Origin of the sequence: Achromobacter sp. DH1f (genome assembly GCF_000633435.1) — a bacterium.
Classification (GTDB): domain Bacteria; phylum Pseudomonadota; class Gammaproteobacteria; order Burkholderiales; family Burkholderiaceae_B; genus Achromobacter; species Achromobacter deleyi.
Genome location: NZ_AYMF01000008.1, coordinates 197,882 through 221,212 on the forward strand (window position 1 = coordinate 197,882; position 23,331 = coordinate 221,212).

General features: G+C 67.4%; 22 protein-coding genes. 7 read left to right on the forward strand and 15 right to left on the reverse strand.

Features of this window, described 5'->3' with window-relative positions:
• Nucleotides 1-59: 59 nt before the first annotated feature.
• Both U858_RS0107350 and U858_RS0107355 read left to right on the forward strand, forming a co-directional pair.
• Complete coding sequence (locus tag U858_RS0107350; RefSeq protein ID WP_025136523.1) at nucleotides 60-713, forward strand: amino acid ABC transporter permease; 654 nt, start codon at nucleotides 60-62, stop codon at nucleotides 711-713.
• 25 nt (nucleotides 714-738) lie between these two features.
• Nucleotides 739-1,491: an amino acid ABC transporter ATP-binding protein gene (locus U858_RS0107355; protein ID WP_025136524.1), complete on the forward strand. Its 753-nt coding sequence runs from the start codon at nucleotides 739-741 to the stop codon at nucleotides 1,489-1,491.
• A gap of 18 nt (nucleotides 1,492-1,509) precedes the next feature.
• Here the strand turns inward: U858_RS0107355 and U858_RS0107360 are convergent, their stop codons facing one another.
• The 12 genes from U858_RS0107360 to U858_RS0107415 form a co-directional block, all read right to left on the reverse strand.
• Nucleotides 1,510-2,334 (reverse strand): ABC transporter ATP-binding protein, encoded by an 825-nt coding sequence (locus U858_RS0107360; RefSeq protein ID WP_025136525.1) that lies wholly within the window; start codon nucleotides 2,332-2,334, stop codon nucleotides 1,510-1,512.
• Nucleotides 2,313-3,371 carry an iron chelate uptake ABC transporter family permease subunit gene (locus U858_RS0107365; RefSeq protein ID WP_025136526.1) on the reverse strand — a complete coding sequence of 353 codons (1,059 nt, stop codon included), beginning with the start codon at nucleotides 3,369-3,371 and terminating at the stop codon, nucleotides 2,313-2,315. The genes U858_RS0107360 and U858_RS0107365 overlap by 22 nt, the downstream gene beginning before the upstream one ends.
• Nucleotides 3,368-4,423, reverse strand: coding sequence for an iron ABC transporter permease (locus tag U858_RS0107370; protein WP_025136527.1), 1,056 nt, complete (start codon nucleotides 4,421-4,423; stop codon nucleotides 3,368-3,370). Before U858_RS0107370 ends, U858_RS0107365 begins: the two co-directional genes overlap by 4 nt.
• Nucleotides 4,420-5,481, reverse strand: a complete 1,062-nt coding sequence (locus tag U858_RS0107375; protein WP_025136528.1) for an iron-siderophore ABC transporter substrate-binding protein — start codon at nucleotides 5,479-5,481, stop codon at nucleotides 4,420-4,422. The genes U858_RS0107370 and U858_RS0107375 overlap by 4 nt, the downstream gene beginning before the upstream one ends.
• A 37-nt stretch (nucleotides 5,482-5,518) precedes the next feature.
• Nucleotides 5,519-7,741, reverse strand: coding sequence for a TonB-dependent siderophore receptor (locus tag U858_RS0107380; RefSeq protein WP_081821566.1), 2,223 nt, complete (start codon nucleotides 7,739-7,741; stop codon nucleotides 5,519-5,521).
• 116 nt (nucleotides 7,742-7,857) lie between these two features.
• Nucleotides 7,858-9,081, reverse strand: a complete 1,224-nt coding sequence (locus U858_RS0107385; RefSeq protein ID WP_025136530.1) for a multidrug effflux MFS transporter — start codon at nucleotides 9,079-9,081, stop codon at nucleotides 7,858-7,860.
• A 180-nt stretch (nucleotides 9,082-9,261) separates the two neighbouring features.
• The gene (locus U858_RS0107390) at nucleotides 9,262-10,176 is read right to left on the reverse strand and encodes an AraC family transcriptional regulator (RefSeq protein ID WP_025136531.1); all 915 of its coding nucleotides are present in this window, start codon (nucleotides 10,174-10,176) and stop codon (nucleotides 9,262-9,264) included.
• Nucleotides 10,177-10,381: 205 nt separating this feature from the next.
• The gene (locus U858_RS0107395; protein WP_025136532.1) at nucleotides 10,382-11,548 is read right to left on the reverse strand and encodes an aromatic ring-hydroxylating dioxygenase subunit alpha; all 1,167 of its coding nucleotides are present in this window, start codon (nucleotides 11,546-11,548) and stop codon (nucleotides 10,382-10,384) included.
• Nucleotides 11,549-11,589: 41 nt separating this feature from the next.
• Nucleotides 11,590-12,339: a siderophore ferric iron reductase gene (locus U858_RS0107400; RefSeq protein WP_025136533.1), complete on the reverse strand. Its 750-nt coding sequence runs from the start codon at nucleotides 12,337-12,339 to the stop codon at nucleotides 11,590-11,592.
• Entirely contained in the window at nucleotides 12,336-14,189 is a 1,854-nt protein-coding gene (locus U858_RS0107405) for an IucA/IucC family siderophore biosynthesis protein (RefSeq protein WP_025136534.1), read from the reverse strand. Before U858_RS0107405 ends, U858_RS0107400 begins: the two co-directional genes overlap by 4 nt.
• Nucleotides 14,186-14,791, reverse strand: a complete 606-nt coding sequence (locus U858_RS0107410; protein ID WP_025136535.1) for a GNAT family N-acetyltransferase — start codon at nucleotides 14,789-14,791, stop codon at nucleotides 14,186-14,188. Before U858_RS0107410 ends, U858_RS0107405 begins: the two co-directional genes overlap by 4 nt.
• Nucleotides 14,792-14,804: 13 nt before the next feature.
• Nucleotides 14,805-16,202, reverse strand: coding sequence for a lysine N(6)-hydroxylase/L-ornithine N(5)-oxygenase family protein (locus tag U858_RS0107415; protein ID WP_025136536.1), 1,398 nt, complete (start codon nucleotides 16,200-16,202; stop codon nucleotides 14,805-14,807).
• 394 nt (nucleotides 16,203-16,596) lie between these two features.
• Here U858_RS0107415 and U858_RS0107420 point away from each other — a divergent pair, with 394 nt between their 5' ends.
• The 3 genes from U858_RS0107420 to U858_RS0107430 all read left to right on the forward strand — a co-directional run bounded on the left by U858_RS0107420 (nucleotide 16,597) and on the right by U858_RS0107430 (nucleotide 18,819).
• Nucleotides 16,597-17,211: an ATP-binding cassette domain-containing protein gene (locus U858_RS0107420; protein WP_232786507.1), complete on the forward strand. Its 615-nt coding sequence runs from the start codon at nucleotides 16,597-16,599 to the stop codon at nucleotides 17,209-17,211.
• Nucleotides 17,202-18,002, forward strand: a complete 801-nt coding sequence (gene fetB, locus U858_RS0107425; RefSeq protein ID WP_025136538.1) for an iron export ABC transporter permease subunit FetB — start codon at nucleotides 17,202-17,204, stop codon at nucleotides 18,000-18,002. The genes U858_RS0107420 and fetB overlap by 10 nt, the downstream gene beginning before the upstream one ends.
• Before the next feature lie 172 nt (nucleotides 18,003-18,174).
• The gene (locus tag U858_RS0107430) at nucleotides 18,175-18,819 is read left to right on the forward strand and encodes a VTT domain-containing protein (RefSeq protein WP_025136539.1); all 645 of its coding nucleotides are present in this window, start codon (nucleotides 18,175-18,177) and stop codon (nucleotides 18,817-18,819) included.
• 37 nt (nucleotides 18,820-18,856) lie between these two features.
• Here U858_RS0107430 and U858_RS0107435 read toward each other — a convergent pair whose 3' ends face one another.
• Nucleotides 18,857-19,699: an enoyl-CoA hydratase/isomerase family protein gene (locus tag U858_RS0107435; protein WP_025136540.1), complete on the reverse strand. Its 843-nt coding sequence runs from the start codon at nucleotides 19,697-19,699 to the stop codon at nucleotides 18,857-18,859.
• A gap of 119 nt (nucleotides 19,700-19,818) precedes the next feature.
• Between U858_RS0107435 and U858_RS0107440 the strand changes: the two genes are divergently transcribed.
• Nucleotides 19,819-20,178: a helix-turn-helix domain-containing protein gene (locus U858_RS0107440; protein WP_029953631.1), complete on the forward strand. Its 360-nt coding sequence runs from the start codon at nucleotides 19,819-19,821 to the stop codon at nucleotides 20,176-20,178.
• Nucleotides 20,179-20,201: 23 nt separating this feature from the next.
• Here U858_RS0107440 and U858_RS0107445 read toward each other — a convergent pair whose 3' ends face one another.
• Together U858_RS0107445 and U858_RS0107450 are read right to left on the reverse strand one after the other, a co-directional pair.
• A complete protein-coding gene (locus U858_RS0107445) occupies nucleotides 20,202-21,227 on the reverse strand; it encodes an alpha/beta fold hydrolase (RefSeq protein ID WP_029953633.1) in 1,026 nt (341 codons plus the stop codon).
• Entirely contained in the window at nucleotides 21,224-22,186 is a 963-nt protein-coding gene (locus U858_RS0107450) for a DMT family transporter (protein ID WP_198529705.1), read from the reverse strand. Before U858_RS0107450 ends, U858_RS0107445 begins: the two co-directional genes overlap by 4 nt.
• A 167-nt stretch (nucleotides 22,187-22,353) precedes the next feature.
• Between U858_RS0107450 and U858_RS0107455 the strand changes: the two genes are divergently transcribed.
• Nucleotides 22,354-23,274 carry a LysR family transcriptional regulator gene (locus U858_RS0107455; RefSeq protein ID WP_025136543.1) on the forward strand — a complete coding sequence of 307 codons (921 nt, stop codon included), beginning with the start codon at nucleotides 22,354-22,356 and terminating at the stop codon, nucleotides 23,272-23,274.
• Nucleotides 23,275-23,331 lie beyond the last annotated feature (57 nt).

Below are 23,331 nucleotides of genomic sequence, written 5' to 3' on the forward strand. Positions count from 1 at the left end.
ACGCCCGGGCCGCGCCGCGGTCCGGGCGTTTTGCAGTTCTACGGCGCGAACCTTCCCGCATGGACTATGTAATTTCCCTTCTGGGCCCCCTGGCGCAAGGCGCCAAGGTGACCTTGACGCTGTTCTTCATCACCCTGGCGCTGGCGGTTCCGCTGGGCCTGGTGCTGGCGCTGCTGCGCATCTCGAAATGGACGCTGGTCAGCCGGCTGGTCAATGGCTACATCTGGCTCATGCGCGGCACGCCGCTGATGCTGCAGATGCTGTTCATCTATTTCGCCTTGCCGTTCGTGCCGGTGGTGGGCGTGCGCCTGCCCGATTTCCCGGCGGCTGTCGTGGCGTTTGCGCTGAACTACGCCGCGTACTTCGCCGAGATCTTCCGCGCCGGCATCCAGTCGGTGGACCGGGGCCAGTACGAAGGCAGCAAGGTGCTGGGCATGACCTATCTGCAGACGTTGCGCCGCATCGTGCTGCCGCAGATGGTGCAGCGGGTGCTGCCGCCCATGAGCAACGAAACCATCACCCTGGTCAAGGACACGTCCCTGATCTACGTGCTGGCGCTCAACGACATCCTGCGCACCGCGCGCGGCATCGTGCAGCGCGACTTCACGACCACGCCGTTCCTGGTGGCGGCCGCCTTCTATCTCATCATGACGCTGGTGTTGACGTGGTTCTTCCAGCATATGGAAAAGCGCTATGCCAAATACGACCAGTAATCCGTCCGCGGGCGAGCGCCGCGCCATGATCTCGGCCCGCGGCATCGTCAAATCGTTCGGCGCCAACCGCGTGCTGGACCAGGTGTCGCTGGAATTGGGCAAGGGCGAAGTGGTGGCCGTGATCGGGCCGTCGGGCTCGGGCAAGAGCACCTTCCTGCGCTGCCTGAACCACCTGGAAACCATCGACGAAGGCGCCATCGACGTCGAAGGCGAGGCCCTGGCCAGCGCCGTGCCCGGCGGGCGCAGCCAGTACGCCAGCGACGCCGACGTGCGCCGCATCTGCCGCAAGATGGGCATGGTGTTCCAGTCGTTCAACCTGTTCCCGCACATGACCGTGCTGCAGAACATCATCGAAGCGCCCATGATCGTCAAAGGCATGCCGCGCGCGGCCATCGTGCCCAAGGCCGAGGAGCTGCTGCGCAAGGTCGGCCTGTCGAACAAGCGCGACAACTATCCCACGCGCCTGTCCGGCGGCCAGAAGCAGCGCGTGGCGATTGCCCGCGCGCTGGCGATGGAGCCGGACATCATGCTGTTCGACGAACCGACGTCGGCGCTGGACCCCGAACTGACGGGCGAAGTGCTGCGCACCATGCGCCAGCTGGCCGACGAACACATGACCATGCTGGTCGTGACGCACGAAATGGGGTTCGCCCGCGAAGTCGCGCACCGCGTGATCTTCATGGACGAAGGCCGCATCGTCGAAGAAGCGCCGTCGGCGGAATTCTTCCGCGCGCCGCAGCATCCGCGCAGCCGGGAATTCCTGGCGCACATGCTGTAGGGTGACGGGGCGCGGCGGTCAGCCTCGGCCGCCGCGTCGGGGCACGATCATCGGGCTGCCGGTTTCCGGATCGGGCAGCACCCGGCAATCCAGGTCAAACACCTGTTGCATCGCGGCTTCGGTCACCACCTGCCGCACCTCGCCCTGCGCGGCGATGCGGCCGGACCGCATCATCACCACCCGATCGGCATAGCGGAACGCCAGGTTCAGGTCGTGCAGCACCACCACCAGGGTGCGGCCGGCCTGGTGCAGGCGCGCACACAATTCCAGCAGGTCGATCTGGTGGCGGATGTCCAGAAACGTGGTGGGTTCGTCCAGCAGCATGATGCCCGCATCCTGCGCCAGCACCAGCGCCAGCCAGGCGCGTTGGCGCTGGCCGCCCGACAGGGTGTGCACGGGATGGTCGGCCAGGTCCGTCAGGTCGGTATCGGCCAGCGCGGCATCCACGGCGCGGGCATCGGTCGGCGACCACTGCCGCAGCAAGGTCTGGTGCGGATAGCGGCCGCGCGCCACCAGGTCGCGCACGCTGATCATTTCGGGGGCCACCGGGTTCTGCGGCAGATAGGCCAGGCGCCGGGCCACCGCCTTGCGGCGCAGCGTGGCCAGGTTGGCGCCGTCCAGCCACGCCTGGCCCCGGGTGGGCGCCAGTGCGCCGCCCAGCACCCGCAGCAAGGTGGACTTGCCGCAGCCGTTGGGTCCCACCACCGCCGTGAACGCGCCGGGTTCGACGGCCAGCGACAGGCCTTGCAGCACGGCGGTATCGCCATACGCCAGATCCACATTCTGCAGTTGCAGCGCGGAGGCGCCGGGGAAAGTGTCGTTCACGTCGAAGCCTTGCGCCATTCAAGCACCAGCAGGAAAGCCAGATAAACGCCGCCGATGCCGGCGGTCAGGACGCCCACGGGCAGGCCGTTGGGGCCGGCGGCGCGGGTCAGAAGGTCAGCCGCGGCCAGCAGCACCGCGCCCGTCAGGGCGGCCAACAGCGGCTGCGGGCCGCTGGCGCGTACACAGCGGCGCGCGATCTGCGGCGCGGCCAGGGCGATGAACGCGATGGGGCCGGCCACCGTCACCGCGGCCGCGGCGGCCAGCACGGCCACCAGCGTCGCGGCCAGGCGGCTGCGTGCAGGCGATGCACCCAGCGCCTGCGCCAGGTCATCGCCCATCTCCAGCAGGCGCAGCCGGGCGCACAGGGCCAGGCCCAGCGGCAGCAACACGGCGCAGGCCACGCTGATCAGCGCCACGTCGTGCCAGGTCTTGCCCGCCAGGTTGCCGTTCAACCAGGTGGCCGCCATATAGGCCTGTTCGCGTCGCAGGTTCGATAGCCCGTATTGCACGAACGCAAAGGCGACCGCGCCCACCGCGATGCCGGCGATGACCATGCGCTGCGGCGCGGCAAAGCCCGCGCCCGACCCGAACCAGACGCCGGCGGTGGCCAGCAGCGCGCCGGTCGCGGCGCCCCAGGCCACCGGCATCAGGCCGGGCCACACCATGGCCACGGCCACCGCGCCCGCAGAGGCGCCCGCGGTCAGCCCGATGACGTCGGGGCTGCCCAGCGGATTGCGGGTGAGGCTTTGGAACAGCGCGCCCGACAGGCCCAGCGCGGCCCCGGCCCCCAACGCCGACAAGGCGCGCGGCAAGCGCACGGTATGCACCAGCCATTGCTCCACCGCGCTGCCGCCGCCCAGCAGCGCCTGCCACAGGGTGGCCCAAGGCAGGCCGGGGTCGCCCGTGCGCAGGGTGGCGGCGAGCAGGGCGGCCGCCATGACCAGCAAGATTGCGCCATAGACCAGCGCGCGCGGTGTCAGCGGCCAGGCCAGCCAGGACCCGGCGCGCAGCATGGGCGCAGGCGGACGAACCGGGGCCGGGGGATGCCGTGTCATGCCAGGCTCCGGCCACGGCTGCGCAGCGCGGCCAGCAGGAAGGGCGCGCCGATGAAGGCCACGACCACGCCCGTCAACAGTTCCGCCGGGGCGCGCAGCAGCCGCGCCAGGATGTCCGCCACCAGCATCAGCAGCGGCCCCAGCACCACGCAATAGGCCAGCAGCCAGCGCAGGTCCGGGCCGGCGTAGCGGCGTGCAATGTGCGGCACGGCCAGGCCGACGAAGGCAATCGGGCCGGCCGCGGCCGTGGCCGCGGCGGCCAGGATGGCCACGCACAAGAGTCCCAGCAGGCGATACAGTCCGGCGCGCAAGCCCAACGCCTGCGCCAGCGCCTGGCCCAGGGCCAGCAGATTGAGCGGCCGCGCCAAGGCGGCGGCCAGCAGCAGGCCGGCGCCGATATAGGGCGCGGCGCGCAGGGCGGCGTCCAGGCTTTGGCCGGCCAGCGACCCCACCGCCCAGAAACGGTAGGCATCGAAGATGTCGCTGCGCAGCAGCGCCACGGCCTGCACATAGGCGAACAGCACGGCATTGACGGCAGCCCCGGCCAGGATCAGCCGTACCGGTTGCAGGCCGCGCCCGCCGGCGCCGATCAGATACACCGCGCCCGCAGCGGCCAGTGCGCCGGGCAGGGCGGCCCAGAAAGGGTGGGCGGGCAGGCCGCCCGCCATCAAGGCCACCGTCACGATCGAGGCCGCCGCGCCCGCGTTCACGCCCAGCAGGCCCGGCTCGGCCAGCGGGTTGCGGGTCAGTGCCTGGATCAGCGCGCCGGCCACGGCCAGCGCCGCGCCGGTCAGCAAGGCCAGCAGGGTGCGGGGAATGCGCGAGGCCACCACCAGCGCGGCATAGCTGTCGTCGGGCCGCACCAGGGCCTGCCAGACGGCGCCGGCCGACAGCCCGCGCGAGCCCAGCCACAGGCTGGCCAGCGCGGCCGCGGCCAGCCCGATACAGGCGGCCAGCAGCACCGGCGCGCGCAGGCGCGACGCCGGCCGTGGCGATGCCGGTGGGGCGGACCGCGGCGCCGCCGATGCCGGCAGGTGCGGGCCGCGCGTCATTGGCCGGCCCGGCCGGCCTGCGCGTGCTGCGCCGCCTGCGCCAACTGCGGCGCCAGCCGGTCCAGCATCCAGGCCACCGCCAGCGGCGTGCCGGATGACGACGCCATCACCAATGCCGGATCGCTCAACGCCACATAGGCGCCGCGGCGCACGGCGGGAATCGAGGCATACAGCGGCAAGGCGGCGGTGCGGTCGCGTTCTTCAGGCGTGTAGAACCACGACACCAGGATGTCGGCGTCGCCGAGCGCATCGGCGTGCTCGAACCCCAGGTAATGCGCAAAGTGGCCCGCGCTGGCGCGCAGGGTGCGCACCGAGGGTGCCAGCGTCAGCCCCATCGCGCTCAGCGTGTCCACGCGCGGGTCGCCGGCCACGTAGGCGGCGAAATTGCCCGAACCCAGGTCGGCGCGCACGTAGGCAAAGGTCTTGCCCGCCAGCTCGGGATACTGGCGGGCCGCCTGCGCCAGGGCGTCGTGGATGCGGGCCTTGAGCGCATCCGCTTCGGCGCGTTTGCCCAGCGCGGTGGCGATCAGGTCGATCTGCGTGTCCACCGGCGTCAGGAAAGGCTGGTCGGGGTAGGCCACCACCGGCACCAGCCGCGACAACTGCGCATAGGCCTCGCGGCTCACGCCCGAAAACGGCGCCAGCACCACGTCGGGCCGCAGGGCGATGATCTTTTCGATATCCAGCTCGGGATAGACCGTGATGCGTTCGGGCAGCGGTTGCCCTTGGGCCTGGATGGCCGCGCGCACCCAGGGCCAGTAATGGTCGGCATCGCCGCCCCAGTCGGCCCGGCTGGTGCCGACCGGCACCACGCCCAGCGCCAGCGCCAGGTCGTCGGCGCCCAACCCCAGCGTCACCACGCGTCGCGGCGGCGCGGCAATCACGGCCTGGCCCAGGGCGCTGTCGATCGTGACGGGAAAGCCGGTTGTGCGGGCCTCGGACGAAACCGATCCCGCGGGCGGCGCCCGATCGCACCCCGCAAGCCCCAGCACCAACGCCGCGGCAAGAGCCGCGGCGCCCCGGCGCCATGGCGCCGTATTCACCAGATTCAAACGCATCGTGCCGCTGTGCTCCTTGGCGTATCTGTCTCTCGCATCAATACTGCGCGCGCACCGTCAGCATGACGTTGCGGGGCGCCCCGTACCAGCCCTGGCTGAAGAAGCCGATCTGGTCGTAGTACTTCTTGTCGAAGACGTTGTTCAGGTTCAGCGTGGCCGATACCTGCTTGGAAAAATCGAAGCGCGTCATCAGGTTGACCAGCGCGTAGCTGCCTTGTTCGACGTCCACATTGCCGCGCGGGCTGGCCGCGGACTGGAACATGCGGCTTTGCCAGTCGATGCCGCCGCCCACCGTCAGGCGGTGCAGGTCGCCCGGCAACCGGTAGGTCGTGTACAGCTTGAACAGGCTGCGCGGATGGCTGGTGTTGATCGGCTTGCCGTCGGCGTCCTTGGCGGTGAAGTGGGTGTAACTGGCGCCGATGTTCCAGCCGGCCGCGAGCTGGCCGTTGGTTTCCAGTTCGAAGCCTTCGACCTTGGCCCCGCTGACCGCGCGGTACGCCTGCGTGCCCGGCATGCCGATCACGGATTCGCCGGGGATGGCCTGGGCCAGATTGTTCTGGCGGGTCTGGTACAGCGACACTGCGGCGTTCAACAGGCCGTCCAGATAGGCGGCCTTGAGGCCGATTTCATAGCTCTTGCCGTCGATGGGCGGCAGGATCGAACCGCTGGGCGTGCGCGCGTTCTGCGGCTGGAAGATCTCGGTATAGCTGGCGTAGGCCGTGTAGGTGCTGTTGATGTCGTAGATCAGGCCGGCGTAGGGCGTGAACTGGTCGTTGATCTTGTATTCGCGCTTGCTGCCGAAGTAGGTCTGGTTGGTTTCCCAGTTGCTCCAGCGCCCGCCCACGATCAGGTGCAGCGGATCGGCCAGCGAAAAGCGACCCACCGCGTAGGCGCCGGTCTGCTTGACCCGCATGTCGTCGGCCGCCGTCTTGGTGCTGGACCAGGTCGGCTCGGCGATATGGTCCAGGCGCCAGTCGAAGTAGCTGCCGATGGCCGGCTTGGCGCCCGTCATCAGGTACTGGCCGATGTTGCTGTGGTCGTTCACGCTCATCCAGCCCAGCGCCAGCTCGTGCTTGCGACCCAGCAGCTGGAACGGGCCCGACACCGTCAGGTGGATGTCGTCGCGCGAGCGGTCGCCGTCGTAGTTGTTGAACGAACTGGTCATGCCGGCGCCGGTCACGCGGTTGGGGTAGCCGCCGCGGTACAGCTGCTTCATGCGGTATTCGCCCTCGTTGTGGCTGTAGGCGGCGCGCACCTTCCAGTCGTTGGCGAAGCGGTGCGTCAGGTCCACGAAGGTGGTCGTGGTTTCGGTATCGATGCGGGCCCACGGCGTGTTGTTGGACGCCGAGCGGTTGAAATCGGTGCGCGAGCCGTCGCTGTAGAACAGCGGAAAGCCGCTGCCGAAGCCGTTGCTGAGGTTGCGCTGGTATTCCACGCCGGCCGTCAGCACGGTGTCGGGCGTCAGGTCGGCGCTGACCACGCCGTAGAAGGTGCGCTTGCGCGAATCCAGGAAGCTCACGTAGCTGTCGCCCTGGCTGTAGGCGGCCACGAAGCGCGAGCGGATGCGGCCGTTCTCGGTAATGGGCAACGACAGGTCCAGGTCGCCGCGGATGTTGTCCCAGCTGCCCGCGCTGGCGCTGCCTGACAGCGCGAATTCGTGCAGCGGCTTCTTGCGGATGAAGTTCACCGCGGCCGACGGGTTGCCCGAGCCGGTCATCAGGCCGGTAGCGCCGCGCACGATCTCGACCCGGTCGTAGATGGCCGCGTCCATGTCGGTCGCGCCGTAGTTCCACTGGCTCAGGATGGGCGTATTCAGTCCGTCGAACTGGAAATTGTCGATCGAGAAGCCGCGCGACGAGAACGACAGCCGGTTGCTGTCGCTGCGCGTGACTGAGATGCCGGGCGCGCTGGCCAGGATCGAGCCGGTATCCTGCAAGCCCTGGTCTTCGATCTGCTGGCGCGTCACCACGCTGACCGATTGCGGGGTTTCGCGGGGCGACAGGGTCAGGCCGGTGGCCGTGTTCATCGCGTCGGTGTTATAGGCATGCGTGCCTTCGGTGGTGCCGGCAATGCCGGCGCCGCTGACGGTCACGGCGGGCAGCTGGGCCACGCCGGATGACGATTCGGAAGACGACGAAGCCGGTGCGCCCGCGCTTTGGGCGCTGGCTTGTTGATGGGTCAGGGCGGAGCAGAACAAAGCCGTCTGGATCGCGTAGACAAGAGGACGCACCCGGCGCAAACGGGCGGCGGGCGAGGGCAGAACGGACGGCATGAGGGCGAGCTCCAGCGGAAATGTTTGGTAATGAGAATTATTGATTTTTACCGCTCCGCTTTTGTATGCCGGACGATGCGATGCATATGGCAAACGCCGCCGGCCTATCCCGCCTGCGCTTTGGTCAGCGCCATGTCGCATCGATGCAGCCAGGCCCAGCCCGCCGCGCTGGCCGCCACGCAGGCCAGCATCGCCACCGCCAGCCGCAACGGCTGGCCATAGACCAGCGGCACGCACCAGCCGCTGACCACCGAAAAGGTCAGCATCTGCAGAAAGCCCAGCACCGACGCCGCCGTGCCGGACAGGTCGGGCACCCGCGCCAGGATGCGCAGGGTCATCGCCGGCACCGACATCGCCAGCCCGCAGGTGAATACGCCCGGCAGCAGCACCGCCCAGGGCAGGCGCGGCGTGTCCACGGCGGCCACGTACAGCACGTTGGCCAGGCAGCTGCCGCCCATCAGCAGGTAGGCCAGCAGCGTGATGCGCGAATCGGGCCACTTGCCGGCCTTGCGCGCTGCGAACAGGGCGCCGGCCATGGCGCCCACCACCAGGGGCACGAACAGGTAGGCGAAATCCGTTTCCGGCAGCCCCAGCACGTTGGCGATGAAGTCGGGCGCCGCGCCGATCAGAAAGCCCTGGGCCGCGAACAGCAGGCTGAAGGCCAGGCCCAGCGACATATAGCGCCGCTCGCCCAGCACCCGGGCGTAGTTGGCGCCCAGCGTGCGCCAGGCCAGCGGCTGGCGCTGCGCGGGCGGCAGCGTTTCGGGCAGGCGCCGCGCGCACAGCAGCCAGGCCGCGCCCGCCAGCGCCGTCAGCAGCAGGAAGATCGACCGCCAGCCCTGGTGCGCCGCCAGGTAGCCGCCGATGATGGGCGCCAGCGCGGGCGACAGGTTGAACACCAGGATCAGGTACGACATTGCCCGGCGCGCCGGCACCCCGTCGTAACAGTCGCGGATGATGGCCTGGCCCACCACGATGCCGGCACCGGCCGACAGCCCCTGCACGGCGCGCCCGGCCAGCAGCCAGCCGAAGCTGGGCGCCAGCGCCGCCATCAGCGCGCCGCAGATGTACACCCCCAGCGCCGTCAGCACGATGCGCCGCCGGCCCAGGGAATCGGACAGCGTGCCGTGCAGCAGCAGCATGGACGCATAGCAGGCCATGTAGACCCCCAGCGTCAGCTGCACGGTTTCCTGGGACACGGAGAATTCCCGGCCCAGCGCCCCGAAGGCGGGCAGGTAGGCGTCGATGGTGGCGGGCGCGACGCAGGCCAAGAGGCCCAGCATCAGCACCATGACGGGAAAAGACGGCGGGGATTCGGGGCGCGGCACGACGGCATCCATGGCGGGGGCCTCCCGGAATGGGAAGCTCTGCCGCATGGTCGCCTGCCCGGCGTCCGGCAATGAATGGGCAACGCCGCAAGAGCAATGGGCAGCGCCGTAAGGCGCCACCGGGCCGGGTGACTTGTCTGCCGCCAGACCCGCTGACCGACCCGCCCACGGCCGGGCCGCTCAGTTCAGCTCGCTGGGCGCAATGCCGTAGCGTTCGCGGAACGCCGTGGCGAAGTTGGTGGCGTGGCGGTAGCCCACGAAATGCGCCGCCTGCTGCACGCTGCAGCCCTGGGCCAATTGTTCGCGCGCCACTTCCAGCCGGCGTTCGCGCAGCCAGTTGAACACCGACCGCTGGTAGGTGGCCTGGAACTTGGCGCGCAAGGTGCTGGGGCTCATGCAGGCCAGCCGCGCCAGGTCGTCCAGCGTGTGTTCTTCGCCAGGCGCGTTGTGCAGGCGTTCCCGCACCCGCTCCAGCAACAGGCGGTCGCGTTCGGACACGGCGCTCTCAGCAGCCGCGCCGGGTTCCAGCGACGCCAGGGCATGGGCCAGCAGCTGCGTCGCCACGCCTTCGCGCAGCATGTTCTGCAGCGGCCCGTCCCAGGCGCAGTCCAGCAGGTGTTCGATGGCCTGCAGCAGGTGGCCCTGCACCTGCCAGCGGCGCAGCCGCAGGGCGGGCGAGCGCAGCGCCTTCCAGATCATTTCGCTGGTCTGGTCATCGCCCGCGCCGTCGGGGTCCGACAGCGACAGATTGACGCTGCGCAGGCGCTGGCCAGCTTCGTGGATGCCGGTCATGGCGACGGTATCGCCATACAGCGCGCTGACGCCGCCATGCGCGGCCAGGCGAACTTCGTCGTGGTGATCGATGCGGGTGCGGGCGTGGCCCTGCAGCATGACGATGGCCGAAAACCGCGGCGACATCATCGACGTGGCTTCGTAGTGCTGGTGCACGCGCACGTCGGACAGCACCAGGGTCAGACCCGGGCGGATGGCGCACTTCTCGACGCGGCCCTCGGCAATGCAGAGGTGGTCGGGGTCGCCGCGCACCGCACGGTCCAGCTGCGGCAACCGGTAGCGGAAACCGCTCTGGTCGCCCATGCGGTTGAAGTCGGCGACGGTGAATTGGGCGGGGGAGGCAGATGGGTTCAAGATCGTCACTCGCGTTACGGGATGAGCCCTTGGCGGTGCGGAAACCACCGCCAAATGTGCAAATGAGAATAACATATATTCGCATTGTTGCCGGCAATTTCCCACCCCGTTCCGCCACCGTTTTACGGGGCGTCGCCTCTTTCCCTGTCCAAGTTCAAGGCGCCGCGCAGTCGCCCAGCTGATCCCCCATGATGTCGCGGTACCACTCGTGAAAGTGCTGCATGCCGTCTTCCATCGGCGACTGGTACGGTCCGCTTTCCGACACGCCGCGGCGTAGCAGCGCCAGCCGGCCGGCGTCCATGCGTTCGCCGATCTCGTCGTCCTCGATGGCGGTTTCCATGTAGGCGGCGCGCTGGGCTTCGACGAACTCGCGTTCGAACAGTGCAATGTCTTCCGGGTAATAGAATTCGGCGATGTTGATGGTTTCCTGCGGGCTCTTGGGGTAGAGGGTCGACAGCACCAGCACGTGCGGGTACAGCTCGATCATGTGGGTGGGAAAGTAGGTGACCCAGATGGCGCCGAAATCGGGCGCCGAGCCGCCGCGGTAGCGCATCAGCGTGTCGTGCCAGTCGGCATAGACGTCCGACCCCGGCTTTTCCAGCGCGTCGTGCACGCCCACGCGTTGCAGGCTGTACTGCTGGCCGAATTCCCAGCTGAGGTCATCGCAGGTCACGAAGCGCCCCAGGCCGGGGTGGAACGGACCCACGTGGTAGTCCTCCAGGTACACCTCGATGAAGGTCTTCCAGTTGTAGTTGCACTGGTGCACCTCGACGTGGTCCAGCACGTAGTCCGAAAAATCGAACTCGGGCCGGGTGAACAGGCTGCCCAGGTCGCGCTGCGGGTCGCGCGGGCCTTCGAACAGCAGGCCGTGGCAGTTCTTCAGTGGAAAGCGCGGCAGGTTCAGGCACGGCGTGCTGGGAAACAGCGGCGCGCCCAGGATCTGCCCCTGGTTGTCGTAGGTCCAGCGGTGCAGCGGGCAGACGATGTTGCCCCCGGTGGCCGACAGGTTGCCCGCCGGGTTGGCCGGGCCGGTCACCGCGCCCGTCTCGCCGCCCAGGATCAGCGCCTGGCGGTGGCGGCACACGTTGGACACCAGTTCCACGCCGTGCGCATTGCGCACCAGCACCCGGCCGCCTTCCTCGTTGGGCAGGCGGCGCCAGTCGCCCGGCTCGGGCACGCCTTTCTCGTGGCCCACGTACAGGGCCGACTGCTTGAATATCATTTCCTGTTCGCGGGCGAACAGGGCTTCGTCGAAATAGGCCCGAACGTGCAGCGGGCTCAACGCCTGCTGCACGTGCTCCAGGCGGCCAATGTCCGTCATATCCGACTCCTTGTGCCGTCGCGCAAGGCCCGGGCCGCCCCTCAGGCGGGCACGGCGCTCTCGGCGTCGATCCGGGCGATGCGTTCGGCAAGATCCAATTTGGGGCAGGTGCTGCAATAGTCGCCGTCGCGCCTGCGGAAGTAGTGGCAGCAGACCTGCCGGTCAACAGCGATGACCGGCAGCGATGCGCGCTCGTAGGTCAGGTAGCCGCTGCGTCCGTCGATGCCCAACAGGCCCAGCCAATGGGCGGCCTGTTCCTGGGCCCAGGCATTGGCCGCGGCGCAGTCGCCCTGGCGCGCGGCCAGCAGGGCGTACAGTACACAATCGGCCTGCATGCTCTCGGCGGCGCGCGGACTGACCCGCAGCACCTGGGTCAGCTCGCGATAGAAGGTGGCGCAGATGTTGCGCAACTGCGCGGCGGCGGCCTGCATGCGTTCGAGCAGGCTGCCGCGCAGCGGTTCATGGGGGTCCAGCGTGTAGCCGATGACAAAGCCGTCGGGCGGCACCGGCTGGTTCATGCTGGACAGGTCGGGCACGATCGGGCTGCGATGCGCGGCGAACACGCTCAGGTACACCGGCTGCCAGATCAGCAGCCCCCAGCAGCGCAGCGCCAGGTAGTGCGGGCCGGCTTCGGGGTAGCGGCGCTGCCAGCAGTCGCGCAGTTGCGCGATCAGCGCCCCGTTGTCGGCGCCCGGGCGGATGCCCGGGGCCGTCGCCGGCGCGACCTGGCCCGACAGCCCGGGCACCAGGCGGTCGGTCAGGTCCAGCAGATCGTCCAGGTCGCGGTTCACGCAAGCGCCCGCGCGGTGTCGGCCACGCCCTGGCCTAGCCACTCGGGCCGGTAGGGGGCGATGGGGTTGGCCAGGTTGGGCGCCATCTGGAAGCTGCCGATGGGGTCGGCCAGGTTGACCATCTGCAGGTTGTTGGCCAACTGCAGGCGGTTCAGGCACGAATGGATCATCTCGGGCGCGAACAGATCGTACTGGCGGTACTTGTCCCGCAATTCGGGGTGCGCTTCCTGGTAGGCGATCACGCGGCCGGCCACCAGCTTCCAGAAGGCGTCCTCCTGCATCACGCCGCTGTCGGCCAGCACCTGCGACAAGTGGCGGAAATAGCCTTCGAACACGTCCACGAAGATGGTCAGAAGCTTGAATTCCTCGGGCACGTCGGCGGCCAGGCGGCGCGCGTTCTCGGGCAGCACGGCGTTCGGGTTCAGGATCGACGATTCCTCGGCGATGTCCTTCATGAAGGCGCGCACCGGCACGTGGTCTTCGATCACCAGGATCACGTTTTCGCCGTGCGGCATGAACACCAGGTCGTGCGCATAGAAGCAATGCACCAGCGGCGTCAGGTAGGCGTCCACATAGCGTTCCAGCCACGTGGTGGCGTCCAGGCCCGAAGCGCGGATCAGCGCCGGCAGCAGGGCGCGGCCGTCCGGGTCCACGTGCAGCAGCGCCGCCATGGTCATCAGGCGCTGCTCCGGCCCGATCAATTCCGTGGGGTTCTCGCGCCACAGCGCCGAAAACATCTTCTTGTACGGCGTATCCACCGAAATGGCCGCTTCGTAGTAGTAATTGCGAAAGCCCAGCGACGCCGCTTCACGCAGGATGGTGAAGCCGTTCTCGCGCAACCACGGGTCGGACGCGATCAGGCCGTGCAGGTATTCGTTGATGGCGGGCGTGCCCGACATGTAATACGGCGATAGCCCGCGCATGAAGCCCATGTTCAGGATCGACAGCGACGTCTTCACGTAGTGCTTGCCCGGCTGGCTGATGTTGAAGAAGGTACGGATGGACTGCTGCGCCAGGTATTCGTCGTCGCCATAGCCCAGGCACACGATCTTGCGCGTGGCCACATAGGGCGCGAACGCCAGCGACAGCTTGTTGAACCACTGCCACGGGTGCGACGGCATGAAGAAGTAATCGGCCGGGTCCAGCCCCTGGTCGCGCAGCGCCTGGGTGTAGCGGGCCACGGTGGCCGCGCCCAGCTCGTCTTGCAGCAGGCTGTCGTAGTCCATCGTCGACAGGCACGCGAAATGCGCGTTGTCTTTGTGCACCGCCAGCCACATCACGCGGATCGGGCTGGCGCATTCGGGCGCATAGACGTGATAGTCCTCGGCGTCAAAGCCCAGGCGGCCGTTGTTGGCCACGAAGCTGGGGTGGCCTTCGATCATCGACGTTTCGATGGCCTGGTAGTCGGCCAGCGCCAGTTCGGCTGCGGGCAGCGCCGCGCGGGTGTGCTTGTAGGCGCTGCCATGCAGCGTGCTGGTGATCTCGTCCAGGTAGATCGGCAGGCGGTCTTCGGGCATGCCGAGCTTGTCGCGGATTTCGATCACGAACTGCAACGCGTCCAGCGGCGCGGGCGTGCCGGCCATGGTCTTGCTGATCGACTCGGCCGGAATGCGCCAGTGGCGCATCGCCATCAGCTGGGCATCGAACTGGTATTCGGCGTGGCCATCGGCCAGCACCAGACGGTAGCGGTCAAAGCCGGGTGCGTCTGACGGCCCCAGGCGTTCGGGTTCCAGCAGCCATTCGTGGGCGTATTCCGAAATGGCCTTCTTCACCAGCAGGCGGTTCGCTTTTTCCCAGACCTCGGGGGCGAGGTGGCTGGCGATCTGGGCGGGGTGGGGCAGGGTGCTCATACGGTGGACTCCTGGAGTTGGGCCTGTTCAAACTGTTGCCGGGTGCAGAAGGCGATGCTGGCGGTCTTCTCGCGAAAACGCGCCTGGCCGGCGTACACAAAACCCATGGCCAGGTTCAGCGCATGGATCTTGCTGTTGTTGCTGTCGGGTTCGACCACCACGCGGCGGGCTTGCAGGCGCTCGAACATGAAGCGCATCACAAAGGCCAGCACGTTGCGGCTGAAGTGGGGAATGCGGACTTGCGGCGGGCCGATGAAGATGTGCATGCCCAGGTCGCCTTCGCGCACCGGGTAGTGCTCACCCACCTGGTCGTGCGCCGGGTCGTAGCACTCCACCAGAAACGTCGGGCGTCCCTCGTGGCTGCCCAGCCAGGCGCCGGCATGGCCGCTGCCCTGCAGCGCTTCGTAGAATTCGCGCACCTGCGCGTCGGAGAATTCCTGCATCGACCAGAAGCGGGCGTAGTCCATCGAGAACCATTGGCGCAGCAGGGCGGCGTCCTTGGCCGGGTCCAGCGGGCGCAGCGCCAGGCCCTGGCCTTCCGCGTAGTGGCTGCGCGCCTGGCGGTCGATTTCGCCAAGAAAGGCGGATGTCATGGTGATCATGGCGGCTCCGGAGTCAGACGGTGGCGGCGCGATGCCCGTCCAGCATGGGCATCAGTTCGGGGGCGACGTTGCCGCGGCAGGCGGGTGCGGCTTGCGGCGCGCGGTGGCCCAGTACGCCATTGGCGGGCGGACGGAATTCCTGCAAGGCCGTGCGCGGTTCAATCGCGTAGTGCTCGTGGCCCGTCAGCTCGCGCAGGATCTGCGAATTGCGATAGCAGCAGAATCCCAGGTCGGGGTTGGTCACGCCGTGGCTGAGCAGGCCGCTGTTCTGTACGAAGATCTCGTTGCCGCCGTGGTCGATCGTGTAGTTGCGCGCGATCTGGTAGCCGCCGTCTTCGGCCCACGCAATGCGATCGTGGATCGGGTTGACGCACGCGGGAATGCTGCGGGCGTAGCCGGTGGCCAGCACCAGCCCGTCGGTCGCATGCGAAAACGGCTGGCCGGTGTCGACGTGGCGAAATTCCAGCTGGTAGCGGCCGCTGGCGCGGTCGTGGCGGCTGGCGCGCAGCTCGGCATTGGTCAAGAGCGTGTAGCGCCTGTCGCCGTTGTGGATCTTCTCGTCCAGCAAGTCGTAGATCTGGTTGATCAGCGACGCGTTGATGCCCTTGTACAAGCTGCTCTGCTCGGCCAGGATCTCGCGGCGGCGCGCCTCGGGCAGGTCATAGAAATAATTGGTGTAGTCCGGCGAGATCAGTTCCAGCGTGAGCTTGGTGTTCTCCATCTGGAAGAACCGCGGCGACCGCGTGATCCACGCCAGGCTGTAGTCGTGTTCGTCGCTGTCGCGCAGCAGATCATGAAACACCTCGGCCGCGCTCTGGCCGCTGCCGATCACGGTGATCGATGCGCGCCGCTGCAGCTGGGCCTTGTGGCGCAGGTAGTCGGCGCTATGGATGTACGGCGCCTCGCGCCGGTCGCAGCAGTTCGGCAGCACGGGGTGCGAGCCCAGCCCCAGCACCAGCTTGCGGCAGCGGACCATGAAGCGTTCGCCATTGACCGCATGCTGGCCGGTCACCAGGTAGGTGTCGGTTTCCGGGTCGTGCAGCACGCTTTGCACGTCGCTATTGAAGCGCAGGTTGGGCAGGCGGGCCGCCACCCATTTGCAGTAGCGGTTGTATTCGGCGCGCGTCAGGTAGTGGTTCTCGCGCATGTAGTACGAATAGATGCGGCCGGTCTGCTTGCAGTAGTTCAGGTAGCTGTATTCGCTGCGCGGATCGGCCAGGCTGACCAGGTCCGCCAGAAACGGATTCTGCAGGGTCGACGCCTCGATCAGCATGCCCGGATGCCAGTCGAAGCCCGGCTTCTTGTCCAGGAACAGGGCGCGCACGCCGGGCAGCGGCGCCGACAGGCACGCCAGGCTGAGATTGAAGGGGCCTAGGCCGATCGCGACAAAGTCATAGATTTCACGGTTCATGGTGGTTACGCCTTTTTGCGGAGTCTCTCGTTGCACGGACGATGCCCGGGGCAGGGCATACTCGGAACAGGGCCGGCTAATCAGGCGGAACGGGACGCGACCGACTCGTTGGGCCGTCGGTCCACTGCAAGCACAAAGCATTTCCATCGCCGGTATTGCATGAATTGAACATCTGTTTAGGTATGATTTTCATTTGCAATATAGACACTCTAGCAAATGGTTTTTGGGTGTGATGCATCGCCCGCGCCATGCAGGCGGCGCTCATATGCAGGGTGGCAAAGCGCATAGGGACACGGTCGGCGGGCATATGGTTATGCGGTGAAAACGACCACGCACCAAGACAGGGCAACGTGCGCGAGTGCCGCATCGACCTGCGCGGGTTATGCTTGCCGCCATGTCAGATAAACGTCCCGTGCTCAGGCTGCGCGGTGTCTACAGCGAGCGCTTGTCGCCCGTCAGCCTGGATCTCGCGGCGGGCGAATGCGCCGCCATCTCCGGCCCTTCGGGGTCGGGCAAATCGCTGCTGTTGCGCCAGGTCGCCGACCTGGACCCGGGCCACGGCGAAATCGAGCTCGACGGCGCGCCGCGCTCGGGCATGCGCGGCTACCAATGGCGCCGGCAGGTGATCTACTGTCAGGCCGAGGCCGGCTGGTGGGACGACTACGTCGCCCCGCATTTCACCGACCGCGCACGGGCCGCCGAGCTGCTGCAACGCATGGGCCTGGCTGCCGAGAAAATGGACGCGCTGGTGCAGGAACTGTCCACCGGCGAACGCCAACGGGCCGCCCTGGCGCGCGCCCTGTCGCTGTCGCCGCGCGCGCTGCTGCTGGACGAACCCACCGCCGCGCTCGATCCTGCCGCCACCGAATGGGTGGAAACCGAATTGCGCCGCTATCTCGATGGCGGCGCGGCCATCCTGATGGTCACGCACAACCCCGACCAGGCCCGGCGCATGGCCCGTCGCGGCTGGCGCATGGAGCAGGGCAAGCTGGAGCCGCTATGGACGTGATCAAACTGCAGGCCACCGACCTGATCATTGCCTCGCTGCTGGTGGTGCTGTCGGCCGGCATTTCGTTTGCGCTGCGCCTGAACCTGCAAAAGCAGGTGCTGTGGGCGGCGCTGCGCACCGTGGTGCAGTTGCTGCTGGTGGGCCACATCCTGCGTATCGTGTTCGCGCACGCGGCGCCCTGGCTGACCGCGTTGGTGGTGGCCGTGATGATGGCGCTGGCCGCCCGCGAGGTCGCCGCCCGGCCCAAGGCGCGCCTGGCCGGCCACGGCAACGGTTACGTGGGCGCCATGGCCGTCGTCGCCACCACCGTCATCACCGCACTCTTCATCCTGTCGACCGCGCTGCGGCCCGAGCCCTGGTACGACCCCCGCTACACCATCGCGCTGGTCGGCATCGTGCTGGGCAGCGTGCTCAACGCCGCCAGCCTGGCGCTGGACGGCGTGCTGTCAGGCGTGCGCCGCGAAAAGCTCGCCATCGAGGCGCGCCTGTCCTTGGGCGCCACCGCGCACCAGGCCTTCGCCTCGCTGCTGCGCGAATCCGTGCGCCGCGGCATCGTGCCCAGCATCAACCAGATGTCGGCGGCCGGCATCATCACGCTGCCCGGCATCATGACCGGCCAGATCATCGCCGGCATGGACCCCATCGACGCCGCCAAGTACCAGATCCTGCTGATGTTCCTGCTGTGCGGCGCCAGCGGCATGGCCGCCATGGGCGCGGCCTACGGCGCCATGCGGCGCCTGACGGATGAGCGCGGCCGGCTGCGGCTGGACCGCCTGAACGCGGACAATTGAACGCCTGGGCAGGTCGGATCGGCCGCCGGGCGCAATCGCATCGCGGCTCGGATGCCGCGGGGCACGGCCTGGCGGCATTGTTGGCCGATTTGATGAAATATCAACGGGGCATCCCGCATAATGCGCCCTTGATATCAACGCCGGCCCCGCCGGCCCCCGCACAGGAATCCGAATGAGTATTACCGAGATGTTCGCCTGGCTCACCAGCGAACAGGGCCTGATGGCCCTCTTGGCGCAGAACTGGGTGCTGGGCACCTGCATCATCGCCGCCATCATCTTCATCGAGACCGGCTTCGTGGTCATGCCGTTCCTGCCCGGTGATTCACTGCTGTTCGCCGCCGGCGCCTTCCTGGGCCTCGCTGGCATCGACCCCATCGTTTCCATCGCCGCCATCACCGCGGCCGCCATTGCGGGCGACGCGCTCAACTACGCCATCGCCTCATCGAGGTGGGGCCAGAAACTGGCCCACAGTCGATGGGTCAAGCCCGACCACCTGGAACGCGCGCGGTCCTACTTCGCCCGCTACGGCGCCATGACCATCACCGTGGCGCGTTTCGTGCCCATCGTGCGCACCGTGGCCCCGTTCGTGGCCGGCCTCTCGCAGATGCCGCGCCGCACGTTCTTTGCCTACAACATCATCGGCGGCATCGTCTGGGTCGGCTCGATGATCCTGGCCGGCTACTGGCTGGGTTCCATCGCCTGGGTCCGCACCAACCTGCACTGGGTATCCGTCATCATCATCGGGCTGTCCTTGATTCCGGTGGTGTGGCAGTGGCTGCATCTGCGTCGGGCGCGCAAGCTGGCGCAGCAGTCGTAAAGGTCAGGCCGGCCTTTCAGTCATGGCGCTGAGCCGGTCAGTCTGCCTGGACATCCAGATCGCGCAGCAGCCGTTCCAGATTGCGCTCGCCAGCCTTGGTCTGCGCGCCGGCTCGCAGGCCGCCACGAATCAGCTTTTCCGCGGCGGCAAGCGCAAACAGTTCTGCCCAGGCTTCATGTTCGCGGTGCAAGCCTGATCGCAGATCCGTGGGCGGAATGGCCTTTTTCGCGGCAGCGATGACGCCCGGCGGCAGTGCCGCGATATTGCGGGCCATCCGGCGCACAAAGCCTTCCAGTTCGTCCGCCGGCAGGGCGCGGTTCACCCAGCCATAGCGCTCGGCCGTCTGCGCATCGACCAGGTCGGCGCCCAGAATCACTTCAAGAGCACGCCCGCGCGTCATGCGCTGTGACAGGTATTGCGTGGCGCCGCCGCCAGGGATGATGCCCATCAAGGCCTCGCATTGCGCCAGGCCCGCCCGGCCGATGGCCGCGAACGTCATGTCGGCGGCCGCCACGAATTCCGCGCCACCGCCACGCGCCAGGCCTTCGAGCTTGACGATCGTGACTTGCGGTTGCGCGCGGATCATTTCGCCCAACGCCTGGAACGGGTTCAAGCCATCCGGCGCGTCTTTGGCGATTTCGTCGAAGGCATGGGGCTCGTCGATCAGCGTCATGTCCACGTGCGCGATGAAGAACTCGGGATCGGCGCTTTGAAACACGATCACGCGCGTGTGGGGGTCATCGCGCGTTGCCGTGAGAAAGCGGCGCAGGTCGTGCATCAGCGCGACATCCAGCACGTTGACGGGGGGATTGTCGAGCGTGACGGTCGCTACGCCGTGGTCACGCGCGATGTGAAGCCTGGAATACGTCGAATGGTTCATGAGACACCTTGATAGGGATTGCGCGGCCAGGGTTTCCCGGCCTGTGCGATCATGGTATCTATTGCATACCTAGTGTCAATTACGCACTTAGAGCATCCCAAGTATGCCGGAACATACCTATGCACGCTGATCTCGACCCCGTCTATCGCGCCGATTGCCCCAGCCGCGCCATCCTCGACCAAATCGCCGACAAATGGTCGATGCTGGTCTTGATGGTGCTGCGCGAACCGCGTCGCTTCAACGCCATCAAGCGGCGTCTGGACGGCATTACCCAACGCGTGCTGACGCAAACCCTGCGCAAGCTCGAACGCAACGGCATGGTGACGCGCACCGTGATCGATGGAAAAACGCTTGGGGTCGAGTACGCCTTGACGCCCCTGGGCAAGTCGCTCGAAGCGCCGTTCGCTGCGCTGTACGGCTGGACGGTCGACAACATGGACGCCATCCAGGCCTGCCAGGCGCGTTACGATCAGCAGTGACGGTGCCGCGTGCCGCTGCGGCGTCAAAGGCTGTGGCTTTGCAGCCAGCCGCGGATCGCGTCGATGTGCTCTGCCTTGCATTCCTGCGGCAGCCAGTGTCCGGCGGGCAGCGAGGTCACCGTCAGGTCTGCGCAGGCTGCGCGCATGGGGTCGCCTTGGCGATTGCCGGTGATGCTGCAGATCGGGTCGAAATCGCCATTGATGAACAGCACCGGCTGCATGAGCCGGCCGCCTTCGGGCGCGCCGAGCGCATAAGCGATGTTGGCCGCGTCGTTCAGATACCAGGCGCAGGCGGCCCGAAAGCCGCGACGCCTGAACTGCTTCACCAGCACGTCGAAGTCCGCCGGCGGCCAGATCGCGGGGTCCGCCTGGGTCGACGGCGCGCGATGGGTGGCGCCGAAGCGGCCGCCGTTGCGCGTCACGAGCGCGTTCGGCGACACCTTGCCAACGCCATCCGGGTTCCCCGATCGAAAGATCGATGCCAGCGAGGCGCCATGATCCGCATCCAGGTCGGCGACGGCCGCGCGGAAATGGGTCGTGTAATAGCGGAAGTAATCCCATTGGCCGTCGGGGTACGAGGCCGCCGGATAAATCGTCCGGTCGATCAGCGGAACCAGCGTGGGCAGGGCAAATCCATCGGGTTGGTATGCCAGCGAGGTCAGCACCACGCCGCGACTGCGCTCGGGCTGATGCGCAGACAGCGCCGCGGCCACGGCGCTGCCCCAGTCGTGCCCGACCCATATCGCAGGCCTGCCGCCCAGGTGGTCGTGCAGCTCGACCAGGTCTGCCACCACGGCCTCGACGGTGTAGTCGTCGTTGGCCTCAGGCGCGAATGACTCGCCATAGCCGCGCAGATCCGGCGCGACGCAGTGCCAGCCTTCGGCGGCAAAGGCCGTCAACTGGGCGCGCCACATCAAGCCGGTGCACGGCCAGCCGTGCAGGAACACCATCAGCGGCCCGTCGGTCGGCCCACTTTCCAGGTAATGCGTTTGCTGACGCGGCGTGCTGAACCTGCGCGATACCAGCGTGGGGCGATGGGCGTGCGTCATGGGCGAATTCTCCGGTTGAACTCAGCGGTTTGCGAAAGGGGGCCGGGCGGCTTTCGGTCGATCATCAGCGCGACCCCCGCCAGGGCGATGCTGCCTGACACCACCTTCACGAGCGTCAAGGGTTCATGCAGCAGCAGGGCAGACAGCAGCAGGGCGATCACCGGTGCGGCATAGTTGAACGTATTGGCCAGTGTCGTCGACACTTGGGCGTTGAGCGTCAGGAACACGGCGTAGCCGATCAGCGTGCTTGCCACGACCAGAAAGGCCAGCGCGGCCCAGGCCGGCGGCGGCACCGCTGCCAGATGCGTCGTGGCGGCGATGCCGGACACGGCGACGATCAGGCCCAGCACGGCGGAGGCCGCTGTCAATTGGGTCGCCAGGTTGATCAACGGATCGCGGGGCAGCGAGATCCGCGGTGCAAGCAGCGAGCCGGCCGCCCAGGATGCCGTTCCCATCAGCGCAAGCAGGGCGCCCACCGGCCGGAAAGTGCCGCTGGCCGCGGATGTCCCGCCCATCAGCGCAAGGCCGGCAAAGCCGACGCCGACGCCGGCAAGCTGGCGGCCTGTCAGCGGCTGACGCAGCAGCGCCCACGAGAACAGCGCCAGAAAGAGCGGCGCAGACGAGCCAAAAACCGCGGCCACGCCGGCCGGCAAGAAATGCGTGCCCCAGATCGTGAGCGCCTGGCTGGCCACCAGCATCGTGACGCCGATGAGCGCGGCGCCAGCCAGCTCGGACACCGATGCGGGCGAGCGCCGCCAGCGTGCCAGCGCAAAGGGCAAGACCACCAGCGCCGCAAGCGAGAAACGCAGCGTTGCCACCATGAGCGGATGCAGGGCGTTGCCCGCGACCTTGAATGCCAGGAAATTGGCGCCGTTGTAGAACCATTGATAGCCGACGGCAAGCGTGACCCAGGCGCGATTGCGGCTCCAGCCGGTATGCATCGTGGATGTTGCGGTCACTGGGGGGCCTCCTGAGGCGCGATGGGTCGGTGATGTCTGACATGCTAGAGGGCGGCGCATTATCTGAATAATGCTTGGGTTCTATGAAAGTTATCCGAATTCTGCATAACGACGTTATGCTTGATCTGCCTGTGTGGCAGGCCCAACCCCAACTTGCAGAGGCGCCCGTGGAATCCCGTCTTATCGAGTTCTTCCTGCGCGTTGCCGAACTCGGCAGCATCAACAAGGCTGCGGCTGACCTGCGGCTTTCCCAGCCGGCGCTGTCGCGTCATATCGCCTTGCTCGAGCACCAACTTCGCGCCAAGCTCTTTACGCGGACCCGGGGCGGCGTGCAGTTGACCGAGGCCGGTACGCTATTGGTCGAGCGCGCCAGGCCGATTCTGCGCCAGTGGACGTCGCTGATCGATCAGGTGGGCGACCGGGCGGCTGGCCAGCTGTCGATAGGCATTGCGCCGTCGTGGCGCCACTTGTTCACGTCGCACTTCGTGGCGCGACTGGTTGCGCAATATCCGGGTGTGCGCCTGCGTGTTCACGAGGGCGTGAGCCACGAGCTGCGAGAAGCGATGCACTCCGGCATGCTCGACCTGGCCATCGTGCCGTTCGAGGGCTCGCCGCCTCAGGGCTATGTCCACACCCCGCTGGTTCGAGAACCGCTCATACTTGTAGGGGCAAAGGAAGAGGGCTTGCGGCCTGACAAGCCGGTGCCGTTGTCGCGTCTGCAGCATCGCAAATTGGCCTTGGCGGGAAAGCAGAACGTCATCCGGTCGACCATCGAGCGCTCGATGGCCCGTCGCAACCTTGAATTCAACATCCTGTTCGAACTCGATGCGATGCATCTTTCCATGGATCTGGCGCGTCAAGGCATCGCGGACACCGTGACGCCATGCTGTGCAGTCAGCGGCAACGCGTATTGGGAAGACGCCATTTCATGGAGCCCGATCCGCGGCGCCTACATGACGTGGGCGCTCTGTGAAAACGTGGCGCGGTCCCATTCGCAAGCGGTACGCGAAGGTCAGCGGCTGGTGCTCGAACGCGTTGATGAAATCATCGACAGCACAGTCTGGCGCGGCGCGCAGCGCCTGCAATAGGGGGAACTTGCACAAAAAAAACCGGCGGCCCCGCAAGGGACCGCCGGCTTTGTCGCG